At 72.8% G+C, this 12,363-nt stretch carries 14 protein-coding genes; 9 read left to right on the top strand and 5 right to left on the bottom strand.

The genetic code is table 11. From position 1 onward, the window contains the following. Positions 1-61 precede the first annotated feature (61 nt). Entirely contained in the window at positions 62-1,210 is a 1,149-nt protein-coding gene (locus tag ACKUU6_RS17665) for a serine hydrolase domain-containing protein (RefSeq protein WP_407989534.1), read from the bottom strand. A 361-nt stretch (positions 1,211-1,571) separates the two neighbouring features. Here ACKUU6_RS17665 and nhaA point away from each other — a divergent pair, with 361 nt between their 5' ends. The 4 genes from nhaA to ACKUU6_RS17645 all read left to right on the top strand — a co-directional run bounded on the left by nhaA (position 1,572) and on the right by ACKUU6_RS17645 (position 4,938). Then, the gene (gene nhaA, locus ACKUU6_RS17660; RefSeq protein ID WP_407989533.1) at positions 1,572-2,870 is read left to right on the top strand and encodes a Na+/H+ antiporter NhaA; all 1,299 of its coding nucleotides are present in this window, start codon (positions 1,572-1,574) and stop codon (positions 2,868-2,870) included. Positions 2,871-3,023: 153 nt separating this feature from the next. After that, positions 3,024-3,500 carry a phage holin family protein gene (locus ACKUU6_RS17655; RefSeq protein ID WP_407989532.1) on the top strand — a complete coding sequence of 159 codons (477 nt, stop codon included), beginning with the start codon at positions 3,024-3,026 and terminating at the stop codon, positions 3,498-3,500. Positions 3,501-3,605: 105 nt separating this feature from the next. Beyond that, positions 3,606-4,556, top strand: a complete 951-nt coding sequence (locus ACKUU6_RS17650) for an alpha/beta fold hydrolase (protein WP_407992156.1) — start codon at positions 3,606-3,608, stop codon at positions 4,554-4,556. Positions 4,557-4,671: 115 nt separating this feature from the next. After that, positions 4,672-4,938 (top strand): hypothetical protein, encoded by a 267-nt coding sequence (locus ACKUU6_RS17645; protein ID WP_407989531.1) that lies wholly within the window; start codon positions 4,672-4,674, stop codon positions 4,936-4,938. Between the two features lie 19 nt (positions 4,939-4,957). Here the strand turns inward: ACKUU6_RS17645 and ACKUU6_RS17640 are convergent, their stop codons facing one another. The 4 genes from ACKUU6_RS17640 to nth form a co-directional block, all read right to left on the bottom strand. After that, on the bottom strand, positions 4,958-5,659 hold the full coding sequence (locus ACKUU6_RS17640; RefSeq protein ID WP_407989530.1) for a metal-dependent hydrolase: 702 nt from the start codon (positions 5,657-5,659) through the stop codon (positions 4,958-4,960). A 148-nt stretch (positions 5,660-5,807) separates the two neighbouring features. After that, a complete protein-coding gene (locus ACKUU6_RS17635) occupies positions 5,808-6,992 on the bottom strand; it encodes a MarP family serine protease (protein ID WP_407989529.1) in 1,185 nt (394 codons plus the stop codon). 75 nt (positions 6,993-7,067) lie between these two features. Then, the gene (locus ACKUU6_RS17630; protein WP_407989528.1) at positions 7,068-7,730 is read right to left on the bottom strand and encodes an NUDIX hydrolase; all 663 of its coding nucleotides are present in this window, start codon (positions 7,728-7,730) and stop codon (positions 7,068-7,070) included. Continuing rightward, positions 7,727-8,551, bottom strand: coding sequence for an endonuclease III (gene nth, locus ACKUU6_RS17625; RefSeq protein ID WP_407989527.1), 825 nt, complete (start codon positions 8,549-8,551; stop codon positions 7,727-7,729). Before nth ends, ACKUU6_RS17630 begins: the two co-directional genes overlap by 4 nt. A gap of 219 nt (positions 8,552-8,770) precedes the next feature. Here nth and ACKUU6_RS17620 point away from each other — a divergent pair, with 219 nt between their 5' ends. The 5 genes from ACKUU6_RS17620 (at position 8,771) to ACKUU6_RS17600 (ending at position 12,290) form a co-directional block, all read left to right on the top strand. Further along, a complete protein-coding gene (locus ACKUU6_RS17620) occupies positions 8,771-10,030 on the top strand; it encodes a hypothetical protein (RefSeq protein WP_407989526.1) in 1,260 nt (419 codons plus the stop codon). Positions 10,031-10,112: 82 nt separating this feature from the next. Then, entirely contained in the window at positions 10,113-10,523 is a 411-nt protein-coding gene (locus ACKUU6_RS17615; protein WP_407989525.1) for a VOC family protein, read from the top strand. Between the two features lie 25 nt (positions 10,524-10,548). Continuing rightward, positions 10,549-10,878, top strand: a complete 330-nt coding sequence (locus tag ACKUU6_RS17610; RefSeq protein WP_407989524.1) for a helix-turn-helix domain-containing protein — start codon at positions 10,549-10,551, stop codon at positions 10,876-10,878. 5 nt (positions 10,879-10,883) lie between these two features. Then, entirely contained in the window at positions 10,884-11,510 is a 627-nt protein-coding gene (locus ACKUU6_RS17605; RefSeq protein WP_407989523.1) for a glyoxalase, read from the top strand. A 111-nt stretch (positions 11,511-11,621) separates the two neighbouring features. Then, positions 11,622-12,290 carry a GAP family protein gene (locus ACKUU6_RS17600; RefSeq protein WP_407989522.1) on the top strand — a complete coding sequence of 223 codons (669 nt, stop codon included), beginning with the start codon at positions 11,622-11,624 and terminating at the stop codon, positions 12,288-12,290. Positions 12,291-12,363: the final 73 nt, after the last annotated feature.

Here is a 12,363-nt window from a genome sequence, read left to right as displayed (position 1 = left end):
CGCTGCGGCGGGACCCTCACGGACCCCGCCGCAGCGCGCGGACGCCCGCGCCGCGCGCAGGTCAGGCTGCGAGCCGCCGCAACGTCGCGAACGCGGTCTGGTTGAACCGGCGGCGCAGCCCCGGCAGCGTGCTCGCCATCGCGACCAGCCCCACCTGGGCCCCCGGGTGGTAGCCGGCGAACACCGCCGAGGCCGGCCCGCTGTCCCGCCCTCCCGAAGCCTCGGCCCTCGCGCCGCGCACCCGCAGCGAGCCGGTCGTCCCCGTGTGGAAGAGCAACTCGCCCTCCTCCTCGGTCCGGTGATTCCAGGTCACGGCGATCCGCGCGCCGGACCTGCGCCGCTCGACCCGGGGCAGCCTGACCTCCCGGAGCGCCGCCTTCAGGGCGGCGGCGGCCGTCCCATTCCGGTCCTGGATCGGGACCGCGTCCACCGCCAGGTGCGCCTGGAGGTAGCGCAGCATGTCGTCCGCCGTCGAGCTGAGCGCGGCCGCACCCGGCAGGGCCGGCAGCCGGAAGGACGGCACCCGGCGGCCCCGCCGGTACCCGTGCGCCTGCTCGCGGTCGGGCCCGCACGACGTGTCGATCAGCCCGAGTGGCCCGCAGATCCGACTGGCCAGCAGCTCCTCGTAGCGGACCCCCGCCGCGCTCTCCAACGCCAACCCGAGCAGCCCGCAGCCGAGGCTGGAGTACCGGACCTGCGCCCCGGGCGCGCCGCGCACCGGCGTCCGCGGCAGTGCCCGGAACAGGTGCGGCCGACTGAAGGTGGCGTACGGCGCGGTGAACCAGCGCGGCAGGGCCGAGGGCAGCAGGCCGACCGGCAGCCGGGGCAGGCCCGAGGTGTGGGTGGCCAGGTGCAGCAGGGTGATCGGCCGGTCCTGCGGGTAGCCGGGCAGCACCTCGGCGGGCAGGTGGCGGTCGATCGGGTCCTCGTAGCCGACCTCGCCCCTGGCCACCATCTCGGCGAGCAGCAGCCCGGTGAAGGTCTTGGTGACCGAGCCGAGTGCGAAGCGGGTGTCGGCGCGGACCGGCCTGGCCCCGGAGCGGTCGACGTACCCACGGCAGACCACCGTCCGCTCGTTCCCCCGGATGACGGCGATCGCGACGCCACCGGTCGGCGAGACCCCGCTGAACAGCGGCCGGAGCAGGTGGGCCAGCTCCGGGGAGGGGACGGGCAGCAGTGTGGGAGGCCGGTCGCTTGTCTGGCTGGACATCAGGTGCTCCGGGGTCGAGAGAAGCGGCCCGGTCCGGGCCGCCTATGCCCGACGGTAGGAACGTCCCCGACCGGCCGCACCGCACGGCACCCTTCCGAGGGAGCGCACGGGACGGCGCGCGGCAGGGCGCGTGGCGGCGCGCGGAGCCGCCGTCGCGTTCCCGGGCGGAAGCCGGTTCGCTCCCTACAGTGGGCACACCGGACCCCGCCTCACGGCTCCAGGCCCGGGCCGCCCGCCGGCTGGGCCGGCCCGTTAGACTGTCAAAAACACAACAAGATTTCTGAGGCGCGCCGGGAAGACTGGTCGGCACCGCACCACCGGTGTATCCATCTGCCGCTCCCCGCCCTGGAGGTCTCCCGTCGTGGCCACGCCACCGCCCACCCCGACACGTCGTCAGCTCCTCGGCCGACTCCCGCTGCCCGAGCGGACGTACCTCGCCGACGCGCTGCGCACCGAGACCGTCGGCGGCATCCTGCTCCTGCTGGCCGCCGCCACGGCACTCGTCTGGGCGAACCTCTGGCCCGGCTCGTACGAAGCCGTCCTGGACTACACCGTCGGCCCGTCCGCGCCGCTGCACCTCGACCTCAGCCTGGACGCCTGGGCCAAGGACGGGCTGCTGGCAATCTTCTTCTTCGTGGCCGGGATCGAACTCAAGCGCGAGTTCGTCGCCGGTGAGCTGCGCAGCCCGAGCGCCGCGATGCTGCCGGTGGTGGCGGCGGTCTGCGGCGTCACCCTGCCCGCGATCGTCTACACGGTGGCCAACTCCGGCGCGGGCGGGCACCCGGCCGGCTGGGCCGTTCCGACCGCGACCGACATCGCCTTCGCGCTCGGCGTGCTGGCCGTGGTGGGCAGTCACCTGCCGTCGGCGCTGCGGGCGTTCCTGCTCACGCTGGCCGTGGTCGACGACCTGATCGCGATCCTGATCATCGCCGTGTTCTACAGCTCGGGCATCAAGTTCTGGGCGCTCGGGCTGTCGCTGGCCGGTCTGGTGCTGTTCTGGTTCCTGCACCGGCGCGGGGTGCACGGCTGGTACCTGTACCTGCCGCTGGCCTTCCTGATCTGGGCGCTGATGCACGAGAGCGGGGTGCACGCCACGGTCTCCGGCGTCGCGATGGGCCTGATCCTGCGCTGCCACCGGGTCGGCGACGAGAAGGTCTCCCCCGGCGAACACATCGAGCACCTGGTCCGGCCGCTGTCGGCGGGCTTCGCGGTGCCGGTCTTCGCGCTGTTCGCGGCCGGAGTAGCGATCACCGGCCCGGCGCTGGGCGAGGTGTTCACCCAGGCGGCGCCGCTCGGCATCGTGCTCGGCCTGCTGGTCGGCAAGACCGTCGGCATCTTCGGCGGCACCTGGCTGGCCGCCAGGTTCACCCGGGCCGAGCTGAACCCGCAACTCAAGTGGGCCGACCTGTTCGCGCTCTCGACCGTGGCCGGCATCGGCTTCACCGTCTCCCTGCTGATCAGCGAACTGGCCTTCCCCGACGACCCGGAGCTGGCCGACCGGGCCAAGGCCGCCGTCCTGGTCGGCTCGCTGCTCTGCGCACTGGTCGCCACCGTGCTGCTCAAGCTGCGCAACCGGCACTACCGGCAGCTGGTGGACGAGGAGAACCTCGACTCGGACGGCGACGGCATCCCTGATGTCTACCAGCAGCCCTCGCACTGACGCCGCATCAGCCGTGAGGTCCCGTCAGGTGACACGCCGTCGCCGAAGGGACGCCCCGGAGTGGTGCCGGACTGGCCGGTAGGGGCATGATTCAGAGCTGTCGGCACAAACCGCGCCACCGCAACTGCCCGGCCTCGTGAAGGAGAACCGCTGATGCCCGCAGGAACCGCAGAACCGACCAGCGACGGCCGGGCGCCCTACGAGGGTGAGCGTTCGGTGGGACAGCTGTTCGCGGCGGCCACCGCCGACCTGTCCGCCCTGGTACACGACGAGATCGCGCTCGCCAAGGCGGAGATCCGGCAGGACGTCAAGCGCGGGGTCTCCGGCGGCGTCTCGCTGGTCGTCGCCGGCGTGGTCGCGCTGGCCGCCGTGCCGATGCTGAGCTTCGCCGCCGCGTACGGACTGCAGGCGCTCGGGCTGACTCTCGGCTGGTCGTTCCTGATCGTGGCCGGTGCCTATCTGCTGCTGGCGGCGCTGCTCGGGCTGCTGGCGCTGCGCTCGTTCAAGAAGATCGAGAAGCCGCACCGCACCATCGAGGGCGCGCAGAAGACCGCCGACGTGCTGCGGAACGCCCGGCCCCGGCCGGCCACCCAGGAGGAGATCGACCGGGGTCTCGGCCGCCGTCCCTGACCGCCCGGCGGCCCCCGCGTCACCGGGCGTTCACCCGGTCCGGTGAGTGCCGGAGCCGCATCGCGGAACCGGGTGTGACAGGCTCTCGGTATGCCGCTGGACCAGATGCCCGTGCCCTCCCGGGCCAGTACCCCGAGGACCGAGATCACCGAGACCCCGTGGGAGCTCCGCTCGGCCGGACCGTGGACCCACCGCGACCTGGCGGCGAACGGCGCCCGGTTCCACATCGCCGAGGCCGGTGAGGGCCCCTTGGTGCTGCTGGTGCACGGCTGGCCCGAGTACTGGTGGGCCTGGCGGCACCAGTTGACCGCACTGGCCGAGGCCGGCTTCCGGGCCGTGGCGCTGGACCTGCGCGGGGTCGGCGGCAGCGACCGTACGCCCCGTGGCTACGACCCGAGCAACCTGGCGCTGGACATCACCGGCGTGATCCGCTCGCTCGGCGAACGGCAGGCGCACCTGGTGGGGCACGCGCTGGGCGGTTCGCTGGCCTGGGTGGCGGCCGTGATGCGGCCCTCGGTGATCCGCAGCCTGACCGTGGTCTCCGCCGCCCACCCGCGGCAGCTGCGCCGCTCCCTGCTGACGGACCGTCGGCAGATGGCCGCCTTCGACCACGTGCTGAACTTCCAGCGGCCCTGGGTGCCGGAGCGCCGCCTGGTCGCGGACGACGCGGCCCTGGTCGGCCGCTACCTGACGGAGTGGAGCGGACCGAACCAGCCGGACGCCGAGGCGCTGCACGCGTACCGGCAGGCGGTACAGGTCCCGAGCACCGCGCACTGCTCGATCGAGCCGTACCGCTGGCTGCTGCGCTCGATGGCGCGGCCGGACGGCATCCAGTTCGCGCGCCGGATGAAGAAGCCGATCACCGCGCCGACCCTGCACGTCCAGGGGGCGGCCGATCCGGTGCTGCTGGCGCACACCGCGCTGGGCGCGGGCGAGTTCGTCGAGGCGCCGTACCGCTGGCGGCTGCTGCCCGGGGTGGGTCACTTCCCGCACGAGGAGGCGCCGGCCGAGTTCTCGGCGGAGCTGATCGGGTGGGTCGAGGAGCACCAGGGCTGAGCGGGCAGGGTGCTCCCGGGCAGCAGACTTGACGCATGTTCATATGACAACTGCATAGGACAGTCGGGTCATCCGGCCACGGTTACTTCGCCCGAAGGGCGGGCATCCATCCGGTATGACCTGGATGCCCGACCGCGAAGCTGTCACGCGCCGACGCCGCCGCACCAGCAGCTCGCAGCACACCGACCCACAGCACGCCGAACCGCAGCTCACCGAACCGCTCGCCGAGCAGCGCCCCACGCCTGGTCGCTGGCCGCACGACTACGAGAACTACGGCCGGATCGGCCGACAGCGCGAGGGGGAGGCGCATCCCATGGGCATCCCGCGCATCCTCGGGCGGCGCGCCCGCTGGGTCGGGGCGCGCCTCCGTCGCGAGGAGTGAACTGCCGCTGGAAGCGCTGTCAGGTCAGGACGGTCGGCGAGACCGCCGTGAACCACAGCAGCACGAAGGTCGCCACCGACATGATCGGCACCAGCACCTTGGTCTCCACCGAGTTGCCGGTGCGCTTGATCAGGACGATCTCGTAGCGCTCCTTGTGCGGCCAGAGCAGCGGCGCGCCCTTCTTGGTCAGGCAGTCCCCCAACAGGTGCGCCAGGGTGCCCAGCGCGACCGCGTACGGCAGCCAGCCGGGCGCGTTGGGCATCCAGTTGTTCATCCCGGCGGTGCCGAGCACCGAGAGGCCGATGATGGTGATCCACATCGTCGGGCCGTCGCCCGGCGGGTGCAGGCGCAGCGCCCGGATCGCCAGCGCGATCAGGAAGAAGGTCATCGCCAGGGTGAAGTTGCGGCCCAGGAAGCTGACGCCCGCCCAGGTGCCGCCGCCCATCAGCGCGACGAACAGCAGCGAGTGGGTGGCCTTCCGGTGCCCGCCGGAGGCCCAGGCGACGAAGCGGCAGAGCACCTTGGAGATCGGGCCGAGGAAGTTGGCGATCGTCCCGTCGTGGTGGTCCAGGTCCGGCAGCAGGGCCGCCCCTGCCGCCAGGATGGTGCCCATCATCACGTCGGCGGGCGCCAGCTGGACGTGGAACAGCATCGGCGCCAGGAACGGCGCGGTCCCCGCGTACAGCATCGCTCCGCTGACCGCGTGCGAGTGACCCATCATGACCGGCCGTCCTCCAATGCCCCGTACCGCTTCTGACCTGCCGTCGGACCCGGTGCACCGCAGGCTGGTTGAGCCGAACGAGTGAGTCCGGGGCGACGCTACCAGCCGGGGGCCGCCCCGCGCGGCAGGCATGGGAACTGACGGCGGATCAGAGCGCGCAGCCCTCGGTGTCCACCCGCGTACTGGCGCTCGCGCCGGTCTGTGCCTCGCCGCGCACCTCGGCGGCGGTCAGCACGTAGCCGGTGTCCGAGCTGTCGAGGGACTTGGCGAAGACCACCCCGTACACCCGGCCGTCCGGGGAGAGCAGCGGGCCGCCGCTGTTGCCCTGGCGGACCAGCGAGCGCACCGAGTAGACGTCCCTGACCACCTGGCCGCGGTGGTAGATGTCCGCGCCGGTCGCCTGGATCCGGCCGCGGATGCGGGCGGGCTGGACATCGAACGCGCCGTTCTCCGGGAAGCCCGCGACGATGGCGCTGTCGTTGCTCTTCGCCTCCTCGGCGAAGGCCAGGGCGGGGGCGTTCAGCTTCGGCACGTCCAGCACCGCGATGTCGCGCTGCCAGTCGTAGCGGACCACGGTGGCGTCGTAGAGCGGGCCGGTGCCGCCGATCTGCACGGTCGGCTCGTCCACCCCGCCGACCACGTGGGCGTTGGTCATCACCCGGTGCGGGGCGAACACGAAACCGGTGCCCTCCAGCGTCTTGCCGCAGGCGGTGGCGGTGCCGACCACCTTGACCAGGCTCTGCCTGGCCTTCGCCACCACCGGGCTGGCGGCCAGCGCCGGGTCGGGCGGGCTGACCTCGGTGATCGGCTCCCGCTCGAAGGGGTTGAAGACCTGCGGGAAGCCGTTCCTGGCCAGCGCCTTGGTGAAGTCGGAGAACCAGGTCGGCGCGCCGTCCGGCAGGACGGCGGTCACCCCGCCGAGCACCTGGGAGTTGCGGACCTGCTTGGAGACCGTCGGCATCGAGGTGCCGGCCAGTGCGGAACCGATCATCCAGGCCACCAGCAGCATGGAGATCACGTTGACCACGGACCCGCCGATCCCGTCCAGCACCCGGGCCGGCCGGCGGCCGATGTGACCGCGCAGCTTCCAGCCGAAGTGGGTGGTCACCGCCTGGCCGATCGCCGCGAAGACGATCACCACCACGACCGCGACCACCGAGGCCACCGTGCCGGGGTCGAGGTGGCGCAGCAGCAACGGGAGCAGCTGAACGGCGATCAGGCCGCCGCTCAGGAACCCCAGCACCGACAGCACGCCGACCACGAAGCCCTGCCGGTAGCCGGTCACGGCAAAGCCCAGGGCGGCGACGATCAGCAACAGATCCAGGACATTCACCCGGCTACCCTCCCACGGGCCGACGCCCGAACGGCGGTACACCCGGCGACGTCATGGAACTCGCCGTCCCCGGCGCTACAGGCTCAGCGTCCGGGACGCGTCCCACTCCCGCTCCAGGCCGCTGTAGTGCAGCACCCGGTCGATCACCCCCGCCGTGAAGCCCCAGACCAGCCGCCCCGCGACCTCGAAGGCCGGGCCGACGTGGCCGGACGGGTGCCGCAGCCTGGCCCGGTTCGCCGGATCGGTCAGCTCGGTCAGCGGCACCCGGAACACCGCGCCGGTCTCGGCCGGATCGACCGGCGCGACCGGGGTCTCCCTGCGCCACCAGCCCAGCACCGGCGTCACCACGAAGTCGCTGATCGGGATGTACAGCGCGGGCAGGGTGGCGAACACCTGCACCCCGGACGGGTCGAGCCCGGTCTCCTCCTCCGCCTCGCGCAGCGCGGCGGCCACCGGGCCGACACCGGCCGGGTCGCCGTCCTCCGGGTCCAGCGCACCCCCCGGGAAGGACGGCTGGCCGCCGTGCGAGCGCAGCGCCCTGGCCCGCTCGATCAGCAGCAGGTCGGGCCCCGAAGGACCGTCACCGAACAGCACCAGTACGGCCGACGCCCGACCGCCCCTGGCCGGCGGCAGGAACCGGCTGAGCTGCTCGGGCCGTACGGTCTCGGCGGCCTCCCGTACCGGCAGCAGCCACTGCGGCAGCCCGTCCCGCTCGATCAGTTCCGCCGCCCCCGTCACTCGGACACCTCCACCGTCGCCGTCCCGGCCGGTCGCGCGGGCTCGCCCGGGTAGTCGGCCGGCGGCTTGAGCCGTTGGCCCGGCTGGCCACCCTTCTCGTACTTCAGCAGTTTTGCGGCCTTCTCGGGGTCGGTTTCGCCGACTCCGTACGAGGGGCAGAGGTCGGCGATCGGGCAGGCGCCGCAGGCCGGGCGGCGGGCGTGGCAGATCCGGCGGCCGTGGAACACCACCCGGTGCGACAGCATCGTCCAGTCGGACTTCGGGAAGATCTCCGCCACCGCCGCCTCGACCTTGACCGGATCCTCGTCCGCCGTCCACCCGAACCGCCGGGCCAGCCGCCCGAAGTGGGTGTCCACGGTGATCCCGGGCACGCCGAAGGCGTTGCCGAGCACCACGTTGGCGGTCTTCCGCCCCACGCCCGGGAGCGTCACCAGATCCTCGAGCCGCCCCGGCACCTCGCCGCCGAAGCGGTCCCGAAGCGCGATCGACAGCCCGATCAGCGACCGCGCCTTCGCCCGGAAGAAGCCGGTCGGCCGGATCACCTCCTCCAGCTCCTCCGGCACCGCCGCCGCCATGTCCTCCGGCGTGGGGTACTTCGCGAACAGTGCGGGGGTGGTCTGGTTCACCCGCAGGTCGGTGGTCTGCGCCGACAGTACGGTGGCCACCAGTAGCTCGAACGGGTTCTCGAAATCCAACTCCGGGTGCGCGTACGGATAGACGTCCGCCAACGCCCGGTCGATCTTCCGGGCCCGCCGCACCATGCCCAGGTGGGTCTCCGGCTTCCGCGGCTTCGCGGGCGACTTGACCTTGCTCTCTGCCATGCACGCAGGCTACGCCGGGCCGACCGTCGGCTGCGGCCGGATCCGTACGGACCAGTGGTCCCGGCCGTCGGATTACGCCGGCGCTTCCGACACCCGAGAGCCGCCCCGGCGCGGTGACCGGCTCACCGTGGCCTTGTCCCGCGGGGCTCCGGGCCGCTTGGTGATCCATCTGGCTTATCATGACCGGCTTCTGATGGAGCATCGGGTCGGGGGAGAGTCATGAGGTTCACGCATCGGGCATCGGGCATCGCGACGGCGCTCGCGGTGGCGCTGTTGGCGGGCTGCGGCGGCACGACGGGGACCGCCGGAACGGCCGGGACCGCCTCGCCGCCGAGCGGCGCTGCGGCGGGCGACAGCGCGTCCGGCGGGAGCACTGAGGGCTCGGCGTTCCGGGCCAAGGACCTGGTGATCAGCGCCGGCTGCACCGTTCCCGCCTCCCGGCCCGCCACGGTCTGGGTCCACGGCTACGACCCGGCCACCTGGAACAGGGTGGCCTCGGTGGAGTTCACCCTGCCCGCGCAGGCGGTGATCGACAAGCGGGACCACGAGGAGCTGAGCGCCCTCTACTCGCTCTGCGCGGAGAACCTCCCGCACCAGGAGCCGGACGACGGCACCGCCACCTCCGACGCGGCGTTCGGCCCCCGGGTCCGGCAGCTCTTCGACCGCGACTTCACCAAACTCGCGGTGGTCACCGCCGACGACCGGACGGGTGCGCGCCACGTCGGGTACGTCGACCGTGCCGGCAAGTTCACCGACCTCACCGGGGACGGCGACGGCTTCGCCAGCACCCCGAAGGAGCAGGACGCCCTGTTCGCCCCCGACGGCGAGAGCGTCTGGTTCACCCACCTCGACGCCGCCCGCCGGCAGCACATCGCCAGCCGCTCCCTCTCCGGCGCCCACCAGATCACCGAGCAGTGGGCCGGCGAGCCGCCCTCCACCCTGGACAACATCCTGCTGCTCGGCGGCTCACCGCTGCGCGGCCTGCTCGGGCCGACCCCGTACGTCAGCCCCGACGGCAAGCGGGTCGCCGGCTTCGTCTCCGGGCACGGCCCGAGCGTCACCCCCGTCACCGCGAGCGGCCCGCTGGGCACCAAGGGCCTCCTCCGCATCCCCGACTTCGCATGCGAGCCGGCCGGCTGGGTGGACGCCCACACGCTGCTCTGTACGCCCGACCGCACGATTCCGGGCACCGAGCACCTCAACAACATCTGGACCATCGACGTCGACCAGCTCCGCCCCGAGGAGTCCAGCAAGCCCACGGACGGCGCCGGCCCCGACCTGCTCCCGGTGACCGACCGGCGGAACCTGCCTCTGGCCGTCTCGGCGGACGGCAAGCGCCTGCTCTTCCGCTCCGTCCAGGGCAAGGTCGAGCAGCCGTACGTCACCGCCCTCACCCCAGGGGCCCAGCCCCAGCAGATCACCGCCCAGGAGGCTGCCACCGCACTCGGGTACGGCGACGTCGTCCTCGAATGGCGCTGACGCCGGACGGTCCGTCAGGCCCGGCACAAGCGGTCAGGATTCGAGAAGCGGCGGTCGTCGGGCCACGGCTAGCGTGAAGTCCATGGACATCACCATTCACACCACCGCCCTTCCGCACAGCGACGCCGACGCCTCGCTGGCCTTCTACCGGGACACCCTCGGTTTCGAGGTCCGCAGCGACGTCGGGCAGGGCAGGATGCGCTGGATCACCGTCGGTCCGGCCGGGCAGCCGGGGACGTCGATCCTGCTGGCGCCGCCGGCCGCCGACCCCGGCGTCACCGAGGAGGAGCGGCGGACCATCACCGAGATGATGGCGAAGGGCACGTACGGCTGGATCCTGCTGGCCACCCCGGACCTCGACGGCGTCTTCGAACAGCTGAAGGCCCGCGACGCCGAGGTGGTGCAGGAGCCGACCGAGCAGCCGTACGGCATTCGGGACTGCGCGGTCCGCGACCCCGCCGGGAACCTGGTCCGGTTCCAGGAGCTCCGGTAGCCCGGTCGGACGAGGGGGATCCTCCATGTGCCACCCCGCCTGGGCGCGTGCCCGCATCGCGGCGCAGCGCCTGACCGAGTTCGCCCGGCTGCGCCGCGTCCGTGACCGGATCGACCGCGAGTACGCGCAGCCGCTGGATGTCGAGGCGCTCGCCCGCAGCGCGGGCATGCCCGCCGGGCAGCTCAGCCGACAGTTCCGGCTGGCCTACGGCGCCTCACCGTACGGCTACCTGACGGCACGCCGCCTCGAACGGGCGCGGACCCTGCTGCACCACGGCGTCACCGAGCCCGCCGGGACGGTGGCGCGATCGGTCAGGAATCGAGAAGCCCCGGCCAACGCCCCGAAAGTAGCGTGAACGACATGACCTCCATCGAAACCCTCACCCTCGAGGTGGCCGACGTCGCGGCCGCCGAACGCTTCTACGCCGCCTTCGGTCTGGACGACCGGGTGCGCCTGCGCGCCTCGGAGACGCCGACCACCGGCTTCCGCGGCTTCACGCTCTCGCTCACCGTGTCGCAGCCCGCCGACGCCGACGCCTTCCTCGACGCCGCCCTCGCCGCCGGTGCCACCGCGCTGAAGCCCGCCGCGAAGTCGTTCTGGGGCTACGGCGGCGTCGTCCAGGCTCCGGACGGGACGGTCTGGAAGGTCGCCACCTCGACCAAGAAGAACACTCGCCCGGGCGCCCGGAAGTTCGACGAGATGGTGCTCCTGATCGGCGCCTCGGACGTGCTGGAGAGCAAGCGGTTCTACGTCGGGCACGGCTTCACCGTGGCGAAGAGCTTCGGCCGCAAGTACGTCGAGTTCGCCGCTCCGTCGAGCCCGGTCAAGCTCGCGCTGTACGGGTACCGCGCGCTCGCCAAGGACGCCGGCCTGCCCGCCGAGGGCACCGGATCGCACCGGCTCGTCATCGGCGGCGGCACCGCGCCGGCCACCGACCCGGACGGCTTCGCCTGGGAGGCCGCCGCCACAATGACGCCCGCCGCCTGAGCCGCCCACCCGTTCGGCGGGCAGCGGTAGCCCGGCCCGGCGCCTGCCGCAAAGGTGTTGTCAGGGCGTACCCGCAGGCGGCCCGCCGGGACGTCCGAGAGGAGCAGGCGGATGGGCGAGGCGATCGGTTCGATGCTGTTCTCGGCGGTCGCGATCGCGATCAGCCCGGTGGCACTGATCGCGATGATCCTGATGCTGGCGACCCCGCGCGGCCTGGCCAACGGGATCGCGTTCGCGGCCGGCTGGCTGGGCGCCCTGGCCACGGTGGTCGCGGCCGCGGTGGTGCTCGGCAGCGGACTGACCACCGAAGGGGAGAAGCCCACCTGGGCCGCCTGGCTCAGGTTCGCCCTCGGAGTGCTGTTCCTCCTGATGGCCGGCCGGCAGTGGCGTGGACGGCCGCGCGAGGGGCACGTGTCCGCCCCGCCGAAGTGGATGCAGGCCGCGGACCGCTTCACCCCGCCGAGGGCGGCCGGGCTTGCGGCGGTCCTGATGGCGGCCAACCCGAAGAACCTGATGCTGGCGGTGGGCGGCGGGGTGGCGATCGCCACCAGCCCCTCGGGTCCGGGCGGCAAGACCGTCGCCGCCGTGCTGATGGTGCTGCTCGGCTCGCTCTGCACGCTGCTCCCGCTCGGGGTCCACCTGTTCGGCGGCGAGGACTCGCCCCGGGTGCTGGCCGAGTGGAAGGCCTGGATGGCGGTCCACAACGGCGCGATCCTGGCGACCGCGCTCGCCGTCCTCGGCACCAAGTACGTCGGCGACGCGATCGCCGGCCTCTGGTGACACGCCCATTACGGCGTTCGGGGACCACTGATGAGTACAAATGGCCCCGTACCGTACTCCCGGCCCGTACCCC

This window comes from Kitasatospora sp. CMC57 (assembly GCF_045866025.2).
Lineage (GTDB): Bacteria > Actinomycetota > Actinomycetes > Streptomycetales > Streptomycetaceae > Kitasatospora.
The sequence above is the reverse complement of the archived record's forward strand: the minus strand, read 5'-3'. Positions and strand labels throughout refer to the sequence as shown.

What these genes read in the sequence shown, in the direction of transcription:
- ACKUU6_RS17665 (WP_407989534.1), bottom strand. Translation starts at nt 1,210, where the DNA reads ATGTCCAGCCAGACAAGCGACCGGCCTCCCACACTGCTGCCCGTCCCC.
- ACKUU6_RS17655 (WP_407989532.1), top strand. Translation starts at nt 3,024, where the DNA reads ATGCCCGCAGGAACCGCAGAACCGACCAGCGACGGCCGGGCGCCCTAC.
- ACKUU6_RS17650 (WP_407992156.1), top strand. Translation starts at nt 3,606, where the DNA reads ATGCCCGTGCCCTCCCGGGCCAGTACCCCGAGGACCGAGATCACCGAG.
- ACKUU6_RS17645 (WP_407989531.1), top strand. Translation starts at nt 4,672, where the DNA reads ATGACCTGGATGCCCGACCGCGAAGCTGTCACGCGCCGACGCCGCCGC.
- ACKUU6_RS17640 (WP_407989530.1), bottom strand. Translation starts at nt 5,659, where the DNA reads ATGATGGGTCACTCGCACGCGGTCAGCGGAGCGATGCTGTACGCGGGG.
- nth (WP_407989527.1), bottom strand. Translation starts at nt 8,551, where the DNA reads ATGGCAGAGAGCAAGGTCAAGTCGCCCGCGAAGCCGCGGAAGCCGGAG.
- ACKUU6_RS17620 (WP_407989526.1), top strand. Translation starts at nt 8,771, where the DNA reads ATGAGGTTCACGCATCGGGCATCGGGCATCGCGACGGCGCTCGCGGTG.
- ACKUU6_RS17615 (WP_407989525.1), top strand. Translation starts at nt 10,113, where the DNA reads ATGGACATCACCATTCACACCACCGCCCTTCCGCACAGCGACGCCGAC.
- ACKUU6_RS17610 (WP_407989524.1), top strand. Translation starts at nt 10,549, where the DNA reads ATGTGCCACCCCGCCTGGGCGCGTGCCCGCATCGCGGCGCAGCGCCTG.
- ACKUU6_RS17605 (WP_407989523.1), top strand. Translation starts at nt 10,884, where the DNA reads ATGACCTCCATCGAAACCCTCACCCTCGAGGTGGCCGACGTCGCGGCC.
- ACKUU6_RS17600 (WP_407989522.1), top strand. Translation starts at nt 11,622, where the DNA reads ATGGGCGAGGCGATCGGTTCGATGCTGTTCTCGGCGGTCGCGATCGCG.